Origin of the sequence: Oceanobacillus aidingensis (assembly GCF_042654105.1) — a bacterium.
GTDB classification, from domain to species: domain Bacteria; phylum Bacillota; class Bacilli; order Bacillales; family Amphibacillaceae; genus Oceanobacillus; species Oceanobacillus oncorhynchi.
Genome location: NZ_JBHSFT010000019.1, coordinates 15,723 through 36,091, shown reverse-complemented (window position 1 = coordinate 36,091; position 20,369 = coordinate 15,723). Strand labels below are relative to the sequence as shown.

Annotated in this window: 19 protein-coding genes; 17 read left to right on the top strand and 2 right to left on the bottom strand. The window is 39.1% G+C overall.

What is annotated here, in order from left to right:
* The first annotated feature begins 67 nt into the window (after nt 1-67).
* Genes ACFO3P_RS12620 through ACFO3P_RS12595 form a run of 6 tightly spaced genes read left to right on the top strand, consistent with a single transcriptional unit; the run spans nt 68 to nt 5,947 of the window.
* On the top strand, nt 68-721 hold the full coding sequence (locus tag ACFO3P_RS12620; protein ID WP_042533309.1) for an aspartate/glutamate racemase family protein: 654 nt from the start codon (nt 68-70) through the stop codon (nt 719-721).
* The gene (locus ACFO3P_RS12615; RefSeq protein ID WP_042533311.1) at nt 711-2,279 is read left to right on the top strand and encodes an OPT/YSL family transporter; all 1,569 of its coding nucleotides are present in this window, start codon (nt 711-713) and stop codon (nt 2,277-2,279) included. The genes ACFO3P_RS12620 and ACFO3P_RS12615 overlap by 11 nt, the downstream gene beginning before the upstream one ends.
* 16 nt (nt 2,280-2,295) lie before the next feature.
* The gene (locus ACFO3P_RS12610) at nt 2,296-3,345 is read left to right on the top strand and encodes a DUF917 domain-containing protein (protein ID WP_042533313.1); all 1,050 of its coding nucleotides are present in this window, start codon (nt 2,296-2,298) and stop codon (nt 3,343-3,345) included.
* A 37-nt stretch (nt 3,346-3,382) separates the two neighbouring features.
* Complete coding sequence (locus ACFO3P_RS12605; RefSeq protein WP_289585331.1) at nt 3,383-4,318, top strand: DUF1177 domain-containing protein; 936 nt, start codon at nt 3,383-3,385, stop codon at nt 4,316-4,318.
* A gap of 1 nt (nt 4,319) precedes the next feature.
* Nucleotides 4,320-4,994, top strand: coding sequence for an AroM family protein (locus ACFO3P_RS12600; RefSeq protein ID WP_256706024.1), 675 nt, complete (start codon nt 4,320-4,322; stop codon nt 4,992-4,994).
* Nucleotides 4,995-5,023: 29 nt separating this feature from the next.
* The gene (locus ACFO3P_RS12595) at nt 5,024-5,947 is read left to right on the top strand and encodes an aminopeptidase (RefSeq protein WP_289585445.1); all 924 of its coding nucleotides are present in this window, start codon (nt 5,024-5,026) and stop codon (nt 5,945-5,947) included.
* Nucleotides 5,948-6,047: 100 nt separating this feature from the next.
* Here the strand turns inward: ACFO3P_RS12595 and ACFO3P_RS12590 are convergent, their stop codons facing one another.
* Nucleotides 6,048-6,761, bottom strand: coding sequence for a MerR family transcriptional regulator (locus ACFO3P_RS12590; protein ID WP_042533320.1), 714 nt, complete (start codon nt 6,759-6,761; stop codon nt 6,048-6,050).
* Nucleotides 6,762-7,021: 260 nt separating this feature from the next.
* Here ACFO3P_RS12590 and uvrA point away from each other — a divergent pair, with 260 nt between their 5' ends.
* The 5 genes from uvrA (at nt 7,022) to ACFO3P_RS12565 (ending at nt 13,986) form a co-directional block, all read left to right on the top strand.
* Nucleotides 7,022-9,487, top strand: coding sequence for an excinuclease ABC subunit UvrA (gene uvrA / locus ACFO3P_RS12585; protein ID WP_289585444.1), 2,466 nt, complete (start codon nt 7,022-7,024; stop codon nt 9,485-9,487).
* A 241-nt stretch (nt 9,488-9,728) separates the two neighbouring features.
* Entirely contained in the window at nt 9,729-10,448 is a 720-nt protein-coding gene (locus ACFO3P_RS12580; RefSeq protein WP_289585443.1) for a DUF998 domain-containing protein, read from the top strand.
* Between the two features lie 331 nt (nt 10,449-10,779).
* Entirely contained in the window at nt 10,780-11,565 is a 786-nt protein-coding gene (locus tag ACFO3P_RS12575; RefSeq protein ID WP_042533326.1) for an ABC transporter ATP-binding protein, read from the top strand.
* Between the two features lie 95 nt (nt 11,566-11,660).
* On the top strand, nt 11,661-12,758 hold the full coding sequence (locus ACFO3P_RS12570) for a hypothetical protein (RefSeq protein ID WP_289585442.1): 1,098 nt from the start codon (nt 11,661-11,663) through the stop codon (nt 12,756-12,758).
* 328 nt (nt 12,759-13,086) lie between these two features.
* Nucleotides 13,087-13,986, top strand: a complete 900-nt coding sequence (locus ACFO3P_RS12565) for a diacylglycerol/lipid kinase family protein (RefSeq protein ID WP_289585441.1) — start codon at nt 13,087-13,089, stop codon at nt 13,984-13,986.
* A gap of 78 nt (nt 13,987-14,064) precedes the next feature.
* Here the strand turns inward: ACFO3P_RS12565 and ACFO3P_RS12560 are convergent, their stop codons facing one another.
* Nucleotides 14,065-14,310: a phage holin gene (locus tag ACFO3P_RS12560; protein ID WP_042533332.1), complete on the bottom strand. Its 246-nt coding sequence runs from the start codon at nt 14,308-14,310 to the stop codon at nt 14,065-14,067.
* Nucleotides 14,311-14,598: 288 nt separating this feature from the next.
* On the opposite strand from ACFO3P_RS12560, the gene ACFO3P_RS12555 reads away from it, so the two are divergent.
* The 6 genes from ACFO3P_RS12555 (at nt 14,599) to ACFO3P_RS12530 (ending at nt 20,348) form a co-directional block, all read left to right on the top strand.
* Nucleotides 14,599-15,384 (top strand): lytic polysaccharide monooxygenase, encoded by a 786-nt coding sequence (locus ACFO3P_RS12555; RefSeq protein WP_042533334.1) that lies wholly within the window; start codon nt 14,599-14,601, stop codon nt 15,382-15,384.
* Nucleotides 15,385-16,123: 739 nt separating this feature from the next.
* The gene (locus ACFO3P_RS12550; protein WP_289585440.1) at nt 16,124-16,285 is read left to right on the top strand and encodes a hypothetical protein; all 162 of its coding nucleotides are present in this window, start codon (nt 16,124-16,126) and stop codon (nt 16,283-16,285) included.
* Nucleotides 16,275-18,203: a threonine--tRNA ligase gene (gene thrS, locus ACFO3P_RS12545; RefSeq protein ID WP_289585439.1), complete on the top strand. Its 1,929-nt coding sequence runs from the start codon at nt 16,275-16,277 to the stop codon at nt 18,201-18,203. The genes ACFO3P_RS12550 and thrS overlap by 11 nt, the downstream gene beginning before the upstream one ends.
* A gap of 105 nt (nt 18,204-18,308) precedes the next feature.
* Nucleotides 18,309-18,764 carry a GNAT family N-acetyltransferase gene (locus tag ACFO3P_RS12540; RefSeq protein WP_042533338.1) on the top strand — a complete coding sequence of 152 codons (456 nt, stop codon included), beginning with the start codon at nt 18,309-18,311 and terminating at the stop codon, nt 18,762-18,764.
* A gap of 180 nt (nt 18,765-18,944) precedes the next feature.
* Nucleotides 18,945-19,487, top strand: a complete 543-nt coding sequence (locus tag ACFO3P_RS12535) for a GNAT family N-acetyltransferase (protein WP_042533340.1) — start codon at nt 18,945-18,947, stop codon at nt 19,485-19,487.
* 327 nt (nt 19,488-19,814) lie between these two features.
* On the top strand, nt 19,815-20,348 hold the full coding sequence (locus ACFO3P_RS12530) for an isochorismatase family protein (RefSeq protein ID WP_042533342.1): 534 nt from the start codon (nt 19,815-19,817) through the stop codon (nt 20,346-20,348).
* Nucleotides 20,349-20,369: the final 21 nt, after the last annotated feature.

Below are 20,369 nucleotides of genomic sequence, written 5' to 3'. Positions count from 1 at the left end.
ATTGCACATTTTTAACATTCTAAAATAATTTATAACTCTTTATAATAGCCGGAAAGGAGATGAAGTAATGTTAGGAATTATCAGAGTATTATCAACAGATAATGAAAATATTTTGATGGAGCATGGAACAAGAATGAAAGAGTTGTATCAAATTGCCTCAAAAACAAAATGTATCGGAGAGCAGCCGAATGGTATATATGATAATGAATCGGAAGCAGCAGCGATACCCAAAATTGTTTCTCTGGCAAAAGAGCTATCCCAAGAAAGGGATATTGATGCAATTACCATCAGCTGTGCGGCGGATCCGGCATTAGATGAAGCTCGTTTGGAAACAGATATTCCAATAATCGGTGCAGGAGTCTCAGGTGCACATGCTGCCAGTATGGTAGGGAGTAAGGTTGGAATTATTGGGATAACCCAAGAGGCTCCAATAAGAATGAAAGAAGAGCTCGGAAGTCGTTTCCACGCTTATACTTCTTCACCAAAACTAAGTAAAACAACAGATTTATTCAAAGAGAACGCAAAACAGGAACTATTGACACTTGTTCATGAGCAGATAGAATCGGGGGCTGATGTTATTTTATTCGCTTGTACAGGCTTTTCAACAATACGTTTAAAGAACTATTTACAGAAAAGGGTGAAAATTCCTGTGATTGATTTAGTCGAAGCGCAGGCGATAGCCTATCAGCTAATAGAAAGCAGGGAAAAAGATGAAGAATAAAACGTTTGATCCTACATTTATTATATTCTCTATTATTATCGCGTTTTTAGGTGCGATTATTGGGATGCAGTTAATTACGTCACTGGGGATTACTCCGAATACCTCTATTATTGGTGCTCTAATTGCAATGCTAATTGCGAGGATTCCGATGCAGATGTTTTATAAATATCGTACATTGGAAAACCAGAATTTGGTGCAAACAACGATATCTGCTGCAACCTTTGGCGCAGCAAACAGTTTATTGATTCCAATTGGATTACCTTATGCAATGGGAGTTCCTGAGTTGATAATACCTATGCTGATTGGTTCAGGAATTGCTCTTGCTATCGATGCTTTAATCTTATATAAAGTGTTTGACACAAAGTTATTTGGTTCAGATGAAGCTTGGCCATCAGGAATAGCAACTGCAGAAGCTATTAAAGCAGGAGATGAAGGTGGAAAGAAAGCCAAATATTTAAGTTTGGGCATTGTTGGCGGGGTAATTGGTTCTTACTTTGGCATCTCGATGTCAGCCTTTGGTGTAGCTTTTATCGGTAATATTTGGGCTCTTGCCATGTTTGGAATAGGTTTATTACTTATGGGATATTCTGATCCTTTATTTGGATTAGACTTAAATGCATATTATATTCCACATGGCATGATGATTGGTGCGGGAAGTGTAGCACTGTTACAGTTTATTTTCATCCTTGTCAAATCGAGAAAAGAACAGAGAAAAATAAATGAACAGATTCCAGAGCGTGAATATACACGTACAGAAAAGGATATCAAAACTGGTTTTGGACTTGGTTATCTATTTTATGCTCTAGGTGCAGTGGTAGTCGCAATTTTAGGTGGAATTATGACAGACATGCCAGTATGGCAGATTGTTATATTTGTTTTATTTGCTGCACTTGCTGCTATCATCAGTGAGATGATTGTCGGAATTGCCGCTATGCACTCCGGATGGTTTCCTGCATTTGCAGTAACGCTGATTTTCTTATTAATCGGAATGATGATTGGATTTCCACCGATTGCCCTTGCGTTACTAACAGGATATACCGCTTCGACTGGACCTGCTTTTGCAGACTTGGGATTTGATTTGAAAACAGGTGTTATTTTACGAAAAGGGGCCACTCTGGAGCAGGAATTGTTTGGAAGGAAGCAACAGCTTAAAAGTGCGTTTATCGGATTTGGTGTCGCATTTGTCGTTGTTTTTTTATTCGCAGAGAGTTTCTTTGAACAAGGACTCATTCCACCTGTTGATGCAGTTTATGCAGCAACAATTGAATCGGGTCTGACAGGAAATGTAGGCATGATGATATTAATATGGGCCATTCCTGGTGCAATTATCCAGCTTATTGGCGGTCCAAAACGTCAAATGGGAGTTTTATTTGCGACAGGTTTGCTGATTGTTAACCCACTTGCCGGCTGGGCTGTTATCGCCGGACTGATTATTCGAATAGCAGTTATCAAGCTTCGAGGCCAAGAGGCAGAAAATACAATGTATACGATGGCAGCCGGATTTATCGCCGGTGATGCGATTTATAGCTTCTTTTCATCTTTATGGAAAGCAAGATAATTAGGGGGATTGGACAATGGTTAGAAAAATGTTGACAAAAGAAGATGCAATCAGTGCTGTATATGGAGGATGTATTCTTGGCGGAGGTGGAGGCGGCTGGATCGCTGACGGCTTAGAAAAGACCGACCTTGCTTTTGCTTTGGGGAATCCGGAGCTGATTACAGTCGATGAATTGCAGGACAATGAATTTGTTCCTTGTGTTTCCTTAGTAGGAGCTCCTTCCGCTAAAGAAATGTATGTTGATTCCGATCAATTAGTTAATACAATTCATCGAATGAAAATGGAATTTGACAAGCCGATTGCAGCATTAATGACAAATGAAAATGGTGCTTCAACAACGATTAATGGCTGGCTGCAAGCTGCTGCTACTGGCTTGCCAGTAGTAGATGCCCCTTCCAATGGGAGAGCACATCCAACAGGTTCCATGGGGTCAATGAATCTTTCTGAAGTAGCGGATTATCAATCGATTCAAACCTTTGCTGGAGGGAAAGGTGATAAAGAAGCAGCTGGTTCCATCACAGGTACATTAGACCTTACTTCCAGTGCAGTCCGCTCCATCTCAGTGCAAGCAGGAGGCATGGTTGGTGTTTGCCGAAATCCAGTCGATACACAGTATATTAAGGAAAATGCAGCAGTTGGAGCAATAACACAGGCAATTGAACTAGGTAATGAATTTTTATCTGTACCTGAGGGTCCAGAACGGATTGAAAAAGCAGTGACGTACTTAAAAGGAAGAATTATTCATTCTGGTAAAGTGAATGAATTTCAATTAGATAAAACAGGTGGATTTGATGTTGGTTATGTTCGCATTGATGATTTAGAGCTTACTTTTTGGAACGAATATATGACCGCAGAAAAGAACGGAGAGCGTAAAGGAACATTTCCTGATCTAATTATGACTTTCGATGTCGAGACGGGGAAACCGCTTGTTAGTGCAGAAATTAAAGAAGGCATAAAAATAGCTGTTATGTCAGTACCAAAAGAGAACTTACTTTTAAGTTCTACCATGTACAATCAGAAGCTATTAAAAACGGTAGAGCCAATTATCAATAAATCAATTATTTAAAAGAATATACAAAACACGTTAAGGGGCTGAAGATAAAATGTCTTTAAAATATACAATGGAAGTTATGGAATTATTAGATAATCCAAGTATCAATGGTGAAAAAATTGTAAAACTGTTCGATGAAATGACTTATTGCGATGCCGGTTTTGAGACAGTAAATGGAGAAGCTGGTTCGACTGATTTCATTAAAATAGTGATTAAAGGAACAAATGGAAAAATAGACGGAGGGGAAGCGCCTTCTTTAGGTATTGTTGGAAGATTAGGCGGACTTGGTGCACGTCCAAATCGTATCGGGTTTGTCTCTGATGGGGATGGTGCGGCTGCAGCAGTTACAACAGCTTTGAAACTAGCAACGATGGCTGAAAAAGGAGATCGCCTGCCTGGAGATATTTATATCACCACACATATTTGTCCAAATGCACCAACTCAGCCACATAAGCCTGTAGACTTTATGGGATCACCGGTTGATATTTTGACGATGAATCAATATGAAGTATTCCCAGAGATGGATGCAGTATTATCTATCGATACGACAAAAGGAAATAAAGTATTTAATCACCGCGGAATAGCATTGTCACCAACTGTGAAGTCTGGATATGTTTTAAAATTCAACGATGACTTAATAAGAATTATGGAGATGACAACGGGAGAATTACCAGTCACTTTTGCGGTCACCACACAGGATATTACTCCATATGGAAATGATGTTTTCCATATTAACAGTATCCTCCAACCATCAGTTGCGACAGATGCACCAGTTATTGGTGTAGCAATAACTGCGCAGACAGCTGTTCCGGGAAGCGGTACAGGAGCAAGCCATGAAGTGGATGTTGCACAGGCTGTCCGTTTTTCAATTGAAGTAGCTAAAGAATTTACTCAGAAGCAAATCGAATTTTATGATGAAGCAGAGTATAATCGTTTGGAAGAACTTTATGGATCGATGAAACATCTGCAAACATTGGGGAAAGCCTAAGATGGGAAAAGGAAGCGTTGGCGTCTTAACTATCGGACAAGCTCCGCGTACAGATGTTACTCCTTCTATTCAGAGAATTCTTGGATCAGAAACAGAAATCATTGAAAAAGGAGCATTGGACCGGCTTGATGTGGATTCATTTCATACCGTTGCTCCGGATGCTTCGGACATAACGTATATATCCAGAGTCAGAAACGGAGGCTCTGTGAAAATGGGAAAATCAAAACTTCTTCCACTGCTCCAGGAAGAAAGAGATATGTTGGAAGAACAGACAGAAGTAATTATTATGCTTTGTACAGGAGATTTTCCAACTTTACAAGGGACCAAGCCAATTATTTATCCAGACGTTGAGTTAAACCAAGCTGTCCACAAGGTAATGCCGTCAGGAAATCTGGGGTTAATTATTCCTTTAGAAGAGCAAAGAGATTCGTTGATTGAAAAGTGGAATCATCCGGAAATAAAAAAGCTTGTGGAAGTAGCTTCTCCTTATGAAAAAAGTAATATAGAAGGAGCTGCAAGAGCTTTAAAAAACCGGGGAGCAGATTTGATTGTCCTTGATTGTATGGGTTACAATGAAGAGCATGAGAAGAGAGCAGTAAATGCAAGTGGACTAAAGGTATTTCTGCCAAGAAAAGTCGCTGCTTATGCAGCAAAAGCACACTTAAATAGATTATAATTTTTAAGGCATAGAAAGAAGGCAGTAAAATGAATTCTTTTCAGCAAACCGTTGCGAAATTAATGAAGAATAATGTATTTGCAGAGAAAGATACGATAATTTTAGTGGTAACAGATCGTAGTACAGAAGCTCTGGGAAAGAAATTTAATGAGGCTTTGGAGCAGGATGGCTGGAATACAAATTTACAAATAATGTCGGACCGCAGTAAATCGGGAGAAGAACCATCGGAAGCAATCTCTGAAGCGATGCTTTCATATGATCTTGTATTCTGCCTGACCAAGCATTCCCTTACTCATACGGCTGCAAGAAAAAATGCAAATGCCCATGGGGTAAGTGTGATTACGATGCCAGGAATTACGGAAGATATGATTCTTCAAGGAGCAATGAGTGCAGATTACAAGCGCGTAGAAAAAGAAACAAACGAAATGACCGCTAAGCTGACAAAAGCGAAAGCAGTAACCATTACAACTGGAAAAGAAAAAAATCTTAAACTCCGTATTCCGCTAGAAGGCAGAGATGGAATAGCAAGCACAGGAATATTCCGCGGTAAAACAGCATCAGGAAACCTTCCATCTGGGGAAGCATATATTGCTCCTGTAGAAGGACTGGCTGAAGGGAAAATAGAAATAAATGGGTCCATGGCAGGAATCGGATTGGTAGATGGGCCTGTTGTTTTGACAGTTGAAAAAGGACGGCTTGTTCAAGCAACCGGAGAACAGGGGGAATTGCTATTAACCCTTCTTGGAGAAGGAAATGGGCGTCTGGCAGCTGAGCTTGGAATTGGCACGAACCATGCTGCGAGAATCACTGGAAATATTTTAGAAGATGAAAAAGCTTATGAAACGGTCCATGTTGCTTTTGGCTCTAATCATACTTTTGGCGGAATGAATAAAGCAGATGTGCATATTGATTGTGTTACCAAAAAACCGCAATTAGATTGGGAATTTGAATAAAATATAAAACAGATATTCCATTTTATGGAATATCTGTTTTATATTTTTATGGGCATTGTGTTACAGCGTTAAAAAATACGAAGCGTTCCCAGAAAAAAGATTAAACAGCTGTATTTTTGCTCTTCAACAAATCAATCAGTCTATATAGATAATAAGCTCCTCTTAATTGCTGCTCGATTTGATAATCCATATAATCCAGTGCATCAATAACAATTTTTCTGGCATCTGTTAAACTATGATGCTGTATCTTATCCAGGATATCGCGTACGGTGTCCAATAAATAAACAGAGGATTGTACCGTTTTGATGATCAATATTCTCCTCATATCCTCCCTTGTATATAGTCGATAACCATTTTCCGGATTTCTTTCAGGAGTGATTAACCCTTCCTTTTCCCAATGTCTGAGGGTGGTTGCAGCAACATGTAATTCGTCTTCTACTTCTCCAATCGAATAATATTTCTTTTGCTGTTTTTTCATGAAATCCTGTATATTATCTGGACTTAAGATAGAAGCAGCATCCAATGCCTGCTGTTTTCTTTCAAATAACTCAGCCTGCACTTGGTTGACTTCCCATAATGCTTCAATATATTTATTTTCCTGCAGCAGAGGCATCACTCTGCGGACGGTCCCCATCCCAAAACCAGGGTACATAGCCCGGATACACTGAAAATAAGCTTCATGGACCTCAGTGTACACACGATATCCATTTGCTTTCCGAATCGCTTTTGGCACAATGCCCCATTCTTCATAGTGTCTTAATGCACTTGTTCCTACATCTAGTTTCTTAGCAATATCGATTGGCCGCAGTTCCATGATTACCTCCAAAGATTAGATTAAAACCTTATAGACCCATGACGGGTTTTGGTTAATTGAACGTTATTATAGCTTATCATTTTAACTCAAACTTTGCACTTGCACAAATGTTATATGATGGTAATAGATGTTAGAAAGGAGGGATATCAAGATGCAATTGGTTATTAAAACTATCGTTCATCATGTCACCATGAAAAAAACATTGCACTTGAAAACAGAAAACAGAAAGAAAACAAAAATCACGGAGGAGGAATATCAACATGCATAATGTAATGACCGTAAACGGAGCACGGGAGAATAATCTAAAGAATCTTTCTGTGTCTATCCCTAAAAACAAACTGATTGTGGTTACAGGCCCTTCTGGGTCTGGGAAAAGCACGCTTGCTCTGGACACCTTATTCAATGAATGTCAGCGTCAATATTTAGAATCAATGGGGATGCAGGGAATCAACAAACCCAAAGTTGATTCTATCAGCGGGTTATCACCTGCAATCAGTATCAATCAGCATATCACCAATCGGAATCCACGTTCGACAGTGGGGACGATGACAGATATGTATACCAGCTTGAGAATGGTATTTGAAAAGCTTGGAGAAAGAACATGCCCAAGCTGTCAATATAGCATTAATCCAATGACTTATGAAGGAAACGTGGAAAAAGAAGCGGATAGCTTTACAGAATATATCTTATGTCCGAATTGTAATGTGAAAATGGAAAAGCTGACTCGGACGCACTTTTCTTATAATACAACCGAAGGAGCTTGTTCGAACTGTAAAGGATTGGGAGAAACAGTAGCTATTCATTTGCCATCAGTTTTTCATGAGGAGCTTTCTTTAGAGGATGGCGCTGTGGATATTTTTGCCGGGCGTTATGGCGAATATCAAATTGCTGTTTTAAAAGCAGCTTTTCAATATTATCAGCTTCCGGATGCCGATAACGTAGCTATCAGGGACTTTAATGAAGGGCAAAAGGCTATTCTTTACTATGGTGTAGAAAGTGATGAAGTGAAGCAGCTGTTTCCAAACGTAAAGCCTCCAAAAACAGTAGAAAAAGGAAAATTCCCCGGCGTATTAACCTCGATGTGGCGCCGATATGCAGAGCATGATGGTTCTTCAGCCGAAGCAGATGCTTATTTCTATTCGCAGACTTGTCCAGCTTGTCATGGAGAACGTTTAAATGAAGTGAGCAGATCAGTTACCGTTGAAGGCTGGACAATTCCACAGCTGGTTGTCCATTCTTTAGAGGAAATGGCAGCTTGGATAGATAAATTAGAAGCATCACTGGAGCAGACAAGTTATCAGCTTGTCGAAACATTTGTGGAGGATATAAAAACAAAGCTTTCCCGAATTATCAAAATAGGGCTGGGTTATCTGACACTGGATAGACAAGTGATTACGTTATCCGGCGGGGAGGCACAGCGTATTCGGTTATCTGCACTTTTAGATTCTGCACTTACCGGTGTATTATATATTATGGATGAGCCGACAGTCGGTTTGCACCCGAAGGACACAGCCGGCCTGATTAGTATCTTAAAGCATTTGCGTGATTTAGGGAATACCGTTCTGTTGATTGAGCATGATGTGGATGTCATGCGGGAGGCAGATTATATTATTGATATTGGACCGGGAGCTGGAAAGCTTGGAGGTACTGTGGTTGGTCAAGGAACACTGCAGGAATTGCTTCAGCAGGAAAAGTCAGTTACAGGGCAATATTTGCGTGCAGAGAAGCCTCGGAAAATGAATAATCGGACAAAGAAATACGAAGCCGGGATAACAATACATCACGCTGCTGCCAATAATCTTCAGGATGTGACCGTAACTTTTCCGACAGCCTGCTTAACCGCAGTAACTGGTGTTTCAGGCTCAGGAAAGTCATCGCTGTTATTTGAAGTGCTGGCAAAAGCGAATGATGCCATCCATGAAGACTTTGAAAAAATAACTGGTCTAGATATCTTTGATCAGATGATTATTGTCGGCCAGTCTCCGCTCAGCAGAATGAAACGGTCCAATACGGCAACTTACATTGATTTATTTACACCTGTTCGAGCTATGTTTGCTAAGCTGCCGGAAGCAAAGGAAAAGAAGCTCACAGCAAAGCATTTCTCCTTCAATACAGCAGGAGGTCGTTGTGAAAATTGTCAGGGACTTGGCTATGTAACGACCAATATGCTCTTTTTCCCTGATTTAGAGGTCGTTTGTCCGGAATGTCTGGGGAGAAGGTTTAAACAAGAGATATTAGCAGTAAAATACCAGGGCTATTCTATCAATGATATTTTAGAAAGCTCTATCCATGAATGCCTTTCTATATTTGAAGGGGAGAAAAAGATACAAGCCATCTTAAAGCTCCTAACAGAAATCGGTTTAGGCTATTTGAAAATGGGACAATCCTTAACCACTTTATCTGGAGGAGAAGGGCAACGATTAAAGCTGGCCAAAGAATTAATGAAGCAAGGGAAAAAGACGTCACTATATTTATTAGATGAGCCGACCACTGGATTGCATCCGAATGATACGATTCAGCTGCTCAAGCTGTTAAATCGGCTGGTGGATGCAGGAAATACAGTGATTATGGTGGAGCACAACAGTCAGGTAATCGAAGCAGAAGACTGGGTGGTCGATTTAGGTCCTGAAGGCGGTGCAAAAGGAGGAAAGGTGATTGCAGAAGGAACACCAGAGATGATAAAGGAAAACAAAGCTTCATATACAGGACAGTATTTGCAGGTTTAATTTATCGCAGTGTGACTGGCGGGAAAACTCCCACTGAGGGAAGTTTCATTTTAAATATACTTTGCTTGAAAAGGACATCCTTAAAAAAGAAGGGTGGCCTTTTCAAATAATAAAGCTTCCAACTAAATGGAATGAATCCTTGCAGGGGGAAGCAACGTAAGTAGAAAGAAAGGGATATGAATTAGTGAATATAACTTTGCCAAATGACCATATATTCAATTAGCAGAGGAGGCAGAAGAAAATGCGTTATGAATTTCACGCAATAACAATGCTGATTGTTGCATTGGCGGCTGTTGCAGTAATATTTTTATTACGTAAATCTAACAGATTATCTATTCTAATCGGTCTGCTCAGCTGGATTGCTTTAAGTGCTTATTTTATCATCGAAGCAGTTGTTATCCGGGCAACTACAGCTCCTTATAGCTTTATGAATCAACCGATGAGTGACCTTGGAGTAACGGCTTGTGGAACGGATACGTATGTACTTGCAAGCTACGCTATCTGTTCACCCTACCATTGGCTGATGAACTGGACATTTTTCTTAACCGGGTTAGCTGTTTTGATGGGTGCTGTTTTGCTGTACCCGCTATGGCCCAAGGTTCGTTCTGCTAAAATAGCAAGTATTTTTATTGGAATTTTTGGAGTGAGTTATGGCATCTCTGGTATCATTCCTGCAGATATTCATTTTAATTGGCATACGTTCACAGCACTCCCGGGAATGATTGTGCAGATTCCTGCGATGATTTTAATCAGTATTGCGATTTATAAAAAAATGCCGCGTCTATTTTGGTGGACGATGATTTGTACGACAGTCACTTCAGCAGCTCTTTTCAGTCTTTTCTTACAGCCTGTATTGACCAGTCTGCCCGGCGGTTTGCTTCAGCGTATTCTCTATGCCTCGGTATATATCTGGCTGACAGGTACGGCTATTGGTCTCTGGAGCAGGGGATATGATATATGAAGCTGAATTGCAAAGACATGGATAAATGCATGAAATAACTCCTTTTCATAGAATTATCAATCTGTTTGCTGACTAAACTTAACAATTCAATAAATAAGATTGAACTGACAGCGGCTTAGTGCTATGATTTGGATATTCTGATAATTATGAAATTGTTAAGGTGGAGAAGGAAAAAGACCTAAGCAGCCGACAATAAACAAATAGATAGAATTAACCGAAAAACTAGCGGCAACAGAAATCATAAAGTGCATTTTACTAGAAAAGCAGCACATCTTATAGTATTCTAGCGGAATAATTAACAGACTTTTCAATTAGATAGAGGGGATAAGAAATGGAGAACATTGTTTATTTTAATGAGATAACATGGCGCAGAAATGATCAGGAAATTTTACAGGATATTAATTGGCAAATTAAAGAGGGAGAGCATTGGGCGATTTTAGGTTTAAATGGATCAGGTAAAACCTCGCTCTTAAATATTATTACTGGTTATAATTATCCGACGTCTGGAAAAATGACCGTGCTGGATCGGCTTTTTGGAAGAACAGATTTATCTGAATTACGAAAATCAATCGGCTATGTAAGCAGTGCATTGGAGCGTTTTCAAGAGACGATCCAGCTGGAGCCGGTTGAAAATGTGATTATCAGCGGTAAATTTGCTTCCTTTGGGATTTATGAAGAGGTATCTGAAGCGGATTGGCAGCAGGCTGATCAGATTCTTTCAGACCTTCGATTAGACTACTTAAAAGGAAAAAAATATCAAGTGCTTTCGCAAGGGGAAAGAAGAAGAGTTCTTATTGGCCGGGCGTTAATGAGTCAACCGGAAATACTGATTTTAGATGAACCCTGCTCCGGTTTAGATATTTTATCGCGTGAAGAGGTACTGGAATTAATGAACGATATACAAGCGAATACGCACCTGCTTTATGTTACACATCATATCGAAGAAATTACAGAAGCCATTTCCCACGTGGCCTTAGTTCGTGACGGAAAATTAGTAGCGACTGGAGAAAAGCACGATGTTTTAACCGATGCTTTATTAAGTGAAACATTTAAAATCCCTGTTCAGGTACATTGGGATGGAGGCAGACCCTGGTTAACGATTGAAAAAAGAAGGTAGCGGCTTGCATGACTTTTCCCTGTTTGAAGATATTTCTAATTTACTGGAAAAGGTGTATGATAAAGAAGAAGAAATTAGAAATGGGGGAAAATATAGTGAAAAGCAGATTGTTTAGGCTGATGGCTGTAGCTGCGGCTATCGTATTATTGCTGGGAGCCTGCAGCAATAATGATGACGAAGAAGCTCAAAAGCCAATGCCAGAACCGGATGAACAGACAGAAGAAATCCCTGAATTAGAGGCAGAAGAAGCAGAAGAGGTATTACAAACCTACAATGAAGCATTCCAAAATGTGATTGAAAATGCAGCGGAAGACGGAGAAGTAACGGATTTTGATTCTCCGGAAGAGCTTCAGGAGGAATTCTCGACCATTATGTCCGAGGATTTAGCAGCAAAGATGGCAGATGCTTATTTTGAAGAGAATGAAGAGGGATCCATCTACATAGTTGCTTCCGAAGAACCTGTCTGGTTTGATGAAGAAGAAACATATGAATTAGAAAAAGCAGAAGATAATTTGTATGAAGTAGAGCAGGAACAGACGGATAATATGCTTACCGTTACTTATTCTATTTTCTGGAATGAAGAGAAGTGGATCGTATCTGATGTGGAAACAGAAGATATTCCAGTTGAGGAAAATGACGGAGATACTTCAAATAGTGAGGCTGAAGCGGATTCGAATCAGACCGAACAGGAAAATAATACAGACAATGACACTGCAGACCAGGATACGGATGGAGCAGCTGCAGAAGAAACAAATGAATCAACAGATGAAGATACAGCTAATAATGAAGCAAATGCAACGGAAGAAGAAAATGATCAGGTAAGTCCTGACAGTGAGGAAAATAATTCTGGTCAGGGTGGTACAGATACCAGTGACAGTGATACATCAGACGATGCCGATATGGACAACTCTGAGAGCAATCAGAATCCGGAATCAGAAGAGAATGAAGAAGAGAATACAGATGAGAATGCCTCATCGATTGATGCTGCAGCAGCTGAAAAATTAGTTAAAGAACACTTAAATATGGTCGACGATAGTTTAGAGGTTGTTACTAGTCACCAGGATGAAGAAGGAAACTATGTGGTACAGGTATATGAGCTTGTTGATCAGGATGACGGCTTAGCACATACCGCTACGTATGGATGGTATACGGTAGATCAGACTACCGGAGAAGTAAAAGAGACAGAATTCTAAATAAGAATAGATTAACAGCTGGTAGAATGTTCTAGGAAAACGTTTCGCCAGCTTTTTTCTTTTGAAGGAATAACATCTTACAAATAATTTAGGCTGTGTTTTAGCAAGAACAGCAGGTCTCATGTACAATGGAATAAAGGTATTTTTCATGAAGAAGCGCTTGTAAAACTGACGTCTTCCAAGAGAGTGTGAAAAAGTATTTATTTAGGCAGGAGATAACAGGCGCAGGCTCACGTTGAATGAAGTCTCACTTTATGATTATTTATAAATGTAATGGAGAACTTTAAACATATTGATGCAGTAAAATATGGATTTGTGAGGAGCGGAAATGGTGAAAAAAGTCGCTTTAATTATAAACCCGAACGCCGGAAAACAAAAGCTGGCACAACAATTAGATAAAATTCAATCTAGATTAACGGAAATATTTGAAGAGGTAACTATCTTGCAGACCAAAAAGGAAGGGGATGGAGAACGTTTTGTTGAAAAGCATGCGGAAGAAGTTGATTTACTGATTGCGGGTGGGGGAGATGGAACTGTTTTTGAAATTATGAATGCCCTCGTTCCATTGAAAAACAGGCCGGTTTTTGCTATTTTGCCAGGCGGAACATGCAATGATTTTTCCCGGACGCTTGGCATCAGCCAAAAGCCAATAGAAGCGTTAGAGCAAATTATCATGCAGAAACGAATGCAGGTCGATGTGGGTAAATATGGGGAAAATTACTTTTTAAATTTCTGGGGCATCGGTATTATTTCCAAGGTTGCTGAAGAAATGGATGAAGCAAATAAGCAGGTTTTCGGAAGGGTTTCTTATTATCTGAATACATCCAGGCTTGCTTTTCAAAATGAAGCTTTTGCATTGAAATTGCATAGTGAGGAATTCGATTATGATGAGAAAGCAGAATTGCTGGTTGTTGGAAATGGTTCCTTTCTCGGCGGGATTCAATCCTTCTTTCCGAATGCAGATGTACAGGACGGAAAATTCGATGTCCTGATTGTCAAAGAAGCAAAACTGAAGTATTTAAAGAAATGGCTGGAAGCTAAGATACAGGATGATTATCCGGAAAATGAAAAAGATGATGATATTATTTATTTTCGGACAAACCGTTTAGAAGTATCTACTTCCCCGGAACAAAATATTGATTGTGATGGTGAATTTTTAAATAAAACACCAGCAACGATTGAAGTGCTCCCGAAACATTTGGACATGATTTATGGGGAGATGGAATAAAAAGCTAAAGCTGAGGGATAAGGGGATGCCTTCTCTAAATATAGAGGGGCAGGACCTTGTCCATCAGCTTTTTCTATCTTAACGTTTCAGCTTTTCCATCAGTTTATCCGCTTCTTTTGCGGAGGGGGTATAGCTGTTATTTTTCCAATGATTCCAGATTTCGGATATGAATAAAGCGATGAGAGATAGCACGGAAACAAGCTCTTCGTTCGATAAAGGGATGAGTTTGTAGCCTAACAGCATGGCAGCTGTATTGATGAATACAATGATTAAAACAGCCAGCCGAATCCATTTATTATTTATTTTTGCCAGATTTTCACTCAAGAAAGCAGCCTCCTTTTTATAAGATATGGGCAGGGTAAAAGAATTATAACGGAATTTTTTTATTGGAATGCTATGATTTTTTTGAATTATAAGAATGTATTGTTACATAAGTATCAAAAATGTTACAATTGTATTAAACATTATAATCTATGTTGACGCTTTCATTTTTAGTGATAATATAAATTTAAGACGGTTGTAAATTAAATGAAAATTAGCCAAAATATTATATCATTAAGAAAACATTGGATTTTAATCTATAACCGTCTAAACAAGTAAAGGAGGAGTTTTATGCAAAGGTTATTTCATGGTAAGTCACTGAAGTATCTCGGAACAACCGTTATTTCGCTCGTCTTTTTTATGTTTGTTGGGCTAGGAGCTGTTGCTGCACATGGGTATATTGAGCAGCCAAAATCAAGAGGGTTATTGTGTAATGAACAGGTGAATACAAATTGCGGCGGTGTTCAATGGGAGCCACAAAGCTTAGAAGCACCAAAAGGATTTCCGGGAGTAAGTATTTCAGATGGGGAAATTGCTTCGGCGGGGGGGGTTTTTCCTGAATTAGATGAGCAGACTTCAGATCGATGGGAAAAAGTTGATTTGAATTCAGGAGTTAATACATTTACTTGGCATTTAACAGCGATGCATGCAACAACGAAATGGCATTATTATATAACTAAACCCGATTGGAATCCGAATGAACCATTAACCAGAGACCAATTTGAACTTATTCCATTTTATGAAGTGTATGATGGAGGGGCGAGACCTGGGGAGAAAGTAACGCATCAAGTAACGATTCCTGAGAGGACTGGTTACCATGTTATTTTAGGTGTTTGGGATGTGGATGATACGGCGAATGCTTTCTATAATGTTATAGACGTTGACTTTGACGGAGATGGGACAGAACAAGACCCGGAAGAATCGGAACCAGAAGTCCCTAATTATCCGGTATGGGAAGCTAATGCTGTTTATCTTGGAGGAGACAAAGTTATCTATAACGGAAAAGTTTTCCAAGCAAAATGGTGGACAAGTGGAGAAACGCCCGGAATTTCTGGTGTCTGGGAGGTTATTGAATGAAAAAAACAGCATTCTTTAAACATCTAAATAGTCTAATCAGATAAGCTATTGAAATATAAGAGAATGTTCAAAAGTCCCACTAAAAATGACATAGCGAATTTTTACGTTGACGAGCTATTTCCAATACTCTCAAGCATACGCTCTGTTTGGAGATAGCTCGTCATCTTTAATTTTCGACGCACAAACGTTTCCGGTAAGGAGAGTAATCGCAGTCCCAGGACGTTACAGCCTTAGCCGACTTGGTCTTATTTATCTGGCTTTTTGAACACACATTATAAGTGTAATTATCAAATAAAAAATTCCCCTTGCATAAATTAAAAAACTTTAGTATGATATTTTATAATTTATTCAAGAGAAGCGAAGAAGAGGACATGAATTACTTGGAAGGCTCAAAGAGAGGAGAGCAGAAGGTGAGAGCTCTCTAACCAAGAAGCGTAATTTACCACCTCCGAGCTGCGTCAGGGTGACAACTGATGCCGTCATATGCAACGTTACTGCAAAATGAAGCTGCCAATCACTTGGCGGGAATCTGGGTGGAACCGCGAAGATAACACATTCGCCCCTTCTTAGGAAGGGGAGGATGTGTTTTTTTTAATACAATAAAAAGCTTGGAACAATGAAAAGCGAAGAAGAGGACATGAATTACTTGGAAGGTTTAAAGAGAGGGGAGCAGAAGGTGAGAGCTCTCTAACCAAGAAGCGTAATTTACCACCTCCGAGCTGCGTCAGGGTGACAACTGATGCCGCCATATGCAACGTTACTGCAAAATGAAGCTGCCAATCACTTGGCGGGAATCTGGGTGGAACCGCGGAGAAGTATATTCGTCCCTTTGTATAGAGGGAAGTGTATGCTTTTTTATTTGCCTAAAATGAAGAAGGAGTATGAAGAAAATGAAAAATGAAGTGAAAATTAGATTTCCGGATGGAAGAGAAGATGATGTAGAAAAAGGAGTTTTCTTAAAAGAAATCGCTGAACAAATATCAAAAGGCTTAGCGAAGAAAGCTGTTGCTGGAAAAGTGAATGGGAAGCTGGTAGATGTAAGTTATCCTATTTCCGAAGAGAGTGCAATTGAATTGTTAACACTGGATTCAGACGAAGGTCTGGAGGTTATGCGGCATACTGCAGCACATATTTTAGCACAGGCTGTTGAGCGGCTTTACGGAAAAGGAAACGTTCAGTTTGGTATTGGGCCGGTGATTGAACATGGGTTCTATTATGATATGAAATGTCAGGAATCCATTACACAGGCAGATTTGATGAAAATCGAAAAAGAGATGCAAAAGATTATTCAGGAAAATCTTTCAATTCATTCGTATGAACTCTCCTTGGAAGAAGCAAAAGCTTATTTCAAAAAACACCATCAGCCTTATAAGGTAGAGTTGTTAGAAAGTATCCCGGCTGATGAAGCAATCACAATCTATGAACAAGGAGATTTCTCTGATTTGTGCAGAGGTCCACATTTACCATCTACTGGGTATGTTAAAGCATTTCATCTTATAAAGCTGGCAGGAGCATATTGGCGGGGCGACAGTAATAACGAAATGCTGCAGCGTATTTATGGCATTGCCTTTGCGAAGAAAAAAGATGTAGAAGCACATTTGCATTTTATAGAGGAAGCAGAAAAAAGAGATCACCGTAAATTAGGAAAGCAGCTGGATCTGTTTATGTTTTCTGAAGAAGCGCCTGGCATGCCGTTCTATTTGCCGAATGGTCAAATTATTCGCCAGGAGCTTGAACAATTTTCCAGAGAAGCACAATTAAAAGCAGGCTATCAGGAAGTGCGTACACCACTTCTGATGAACCAGCAGCTTTGGGAAGAGTCAGGCCATTGGGATCACTATCAGGAGAATATGTATTTTTCGGAAGTCGATCATACCAATTTCGCATTAAAGCCGATGAATTGCCCGGGGCATATGTTAATCTATAAGCAAAAGCTGCGTTCTTATCGTGATTTGCCAATCAGGCTGTCGGAATTCGGTCAAGTCCATCGTCATGAATACAGCGGCGCTTTAAATGGACTGCTCCGGGTCCGCACTTTCTGTCAGGATGATGCCCATATTTTTGCAAGGGAAGATCAGGTAGAGGAGGAAATGGAAAGAGCCATTCGTTTAATTGATGAAATATATGGGGTGTTTGGCTTCAGCTATGCGGTTGAATTATCTACACGTCCAGAGAAATCTATGGGAGAGGATGCTGCTTGGGAGGCTTCAGAACAGGCGTTAGAAAATGTGTTAGAGCGTATGGAGCTGCCTTACCAAGTAAATGAAGGTGATGGCGCATTTTATGGCCCAAAAATTGATTTTCATATCAAAGACGCCTTAGGACGCAGCCATCAATGTGCGACATTACAGCTTGATTTTCAAATGCCGGAAAAATTTGATTTAACTTATGTCAATGCAGAAAATGAAAAGCTGCGCCCTGTTGTTATCCACCGGGCAATTTATGGATCCATCGACCGCTTTTTTGGTATTCTGCTTGAACACTTTGCAGGCGCTTTTCCAGTTTGGCTGGCTCCTGTTCAAGCCATTATTTTACCAGTTTCCTCTGCACATCATTCCTATGCAAATCAATTAATGGATACTTTCAAAGAAACAGGTATCCGTATTGAAGCAGATTATCGGGAAGAAAAGCTGGGATTAAAATTAAGAGAGGCACAGATGAAAAAAATACCGTATATTTTTGTTGTCGGTGATGAGGAAGAAGAGAACGAGGCGATAAACGTCCGGAAATATGGCGAAAAGCAAAGCCAGAGCTCACCTGCGAGCGATGTACGGAAACGACTCGAAAAAGAAATTGCGGAAAAGCACGTATCATTTTGAAGCATCAGGAATTTTAAACCAGATATCTTTGAGTAATTACTGTCCATTCTTTTTCCTATCGTTTAAAATGAAAGTATCATCTATAACTAAGGGAGATGAGTGAGGATGACAATTACATTTAAGAAGGTTGACAGCTCGAACTATAAAAAATGCTCATTATTAAAGGTGAATGATAATCAAAAAGATTTTATAGCTCCTAATTGGTATTCTGTTTTGGAAGCAGTTTATGAAAAGGAAGAGAAACGTCCTTATGCGATTTATCATGAGGAGGAAATGGTCGGATTTCTCATGTTATGCTATTATCCGGCAAGTGATATTTATGATAAGGATTCATGGTGGATGGACCGGTTTATGATTGCGAAGGATTTTCAAGGCAAAGGATATGGAAAAGCTTCTTTAAAGAAATTTATGGAAGACTTCCAAAAGAATTATCCGAAAGAAGCGTTACGTACATCTACCGTGAAGGAAAATCATGTTGCCATCACATTATATGAACATAGCGGCTTTCAGCGGACAGGTGAATTTGTAGAAGAAGAAGCAGTGCTTTTGATGGAAGAGTAGAGGAATGCGAAGTATGATTTTAAGGCTGATGATTCTATGAAATCATCGGCCTTTTATCAAGGAAAGCGTTCATTGCCTTGACGCTGTATTCGTGTGTCTATCTCTCCTGTCAAATAGTCAGCTGTGACTGGAGACAGCAAATAAAAAAGGGAAGCAAAAAATTTTTCAGGAGGTTTTACAATGGATTGGTTTCAACGATTAAACGGATATTTTCCAGTGGAAGAAATGAAAGCAGAAGAGCAATTAAAAGCTTTACTGGTGGATAAGCCCAATCATTATCATAAGGATGAAAGTGATTTACATATTATGATGTATGCGGAGTATGCCGATTTTGTTTTTGTTGACTTTTTATGGGTTTCTGAAAGGGCTCGGGGAAAGGGAATAGGTAAAAAGTTGATTCAACAGCTAAAAAACAAACGGAAAACGATTATTTTGGAAGTAGAGCCAGTGGATGAAAGGGATGAAGATACAGAGAAACGCCTGCGTTTTTATTTCCGTGAAGGCTTTAAGGTATCAGAAAGGATTTCTTATCGATTCCAGGCATTAGTATCTCATACAGAAATAGAATTGGATATTATGTACTGGGATGAACAAGAGAAAACAAATGAGCAATTACTGGATTATATGATAACTATTTATGAGGAAATCCATTCATACAAGCAGAAAGAAATCTACGGGTTTGATCCGAAGCTGACAAGCGATGTTTTGAGATTAAAGGCTTAATAAAAGAAATTTCGACATAGAGGGATTTAAATGTATATTCAAGGAATAAACCATTCTTTATTTTACAAATTTTGATGAATATAAGTTTGAATTATATACTGGAACGCTTCAAGGTCAAATTAAGTATTATTAAAATGAAAAGAAGCAAATAACTTTTTATCCGGAAAAGATAAAAAGCACTAAAAAATAAGCTGATGAAAAGAGTTCTCCTATATAAGGAAACTCTTTTTTGGCAAAAAAGCAGGAATTTAAATTAGAGAGCTGATTCTAATGGTATATATTGATTCAATAAATTAAAAAATTTTAAATACAATTGGGGGAGCTACATTGAAGGCAGTATTAGCAATTGATATGCAGAAAGAGCTGATTAATGAACAATATAGTCTAGGGCAACGTGTAAAAAATATGGAGACGGTATTAAAGGATTTTTCAAATCAGAATTTTCCTGTTTTTTTTATTCAACATACTAGTGAAAATAGAGAAGATCCGTTCTATATTGAGGGAAAAGGTGCAGAGATTTATCCGTCTTTTAAAAAATATGCTACAGAAATAATTCAAAAAGAAACTCCCAGTGCTTTTTACCAAACAGATTTATTGGAAAAGTGTCAGAAATATAAAGTGGACGAGCTTGTCATTATTGGCCTTAACACAGAATTTTGTTGTTTATTTACAGCAATTGCTGCATATGATAGAGGTTTCAAAGTTGTATTTGTAGAGGATGCTACTGCTACCGTAAATAATGGAGAAGTATATGAGATGTCAGACTTAGATATTCCGGATTTTATTGGAACTGTTTTGCATTGGTCAGGATCGATAGAAGTACTTGATATGGAAGAATATAAATTTTGGATACAGACTTGATGCATTAAAACAGTAAAAAAT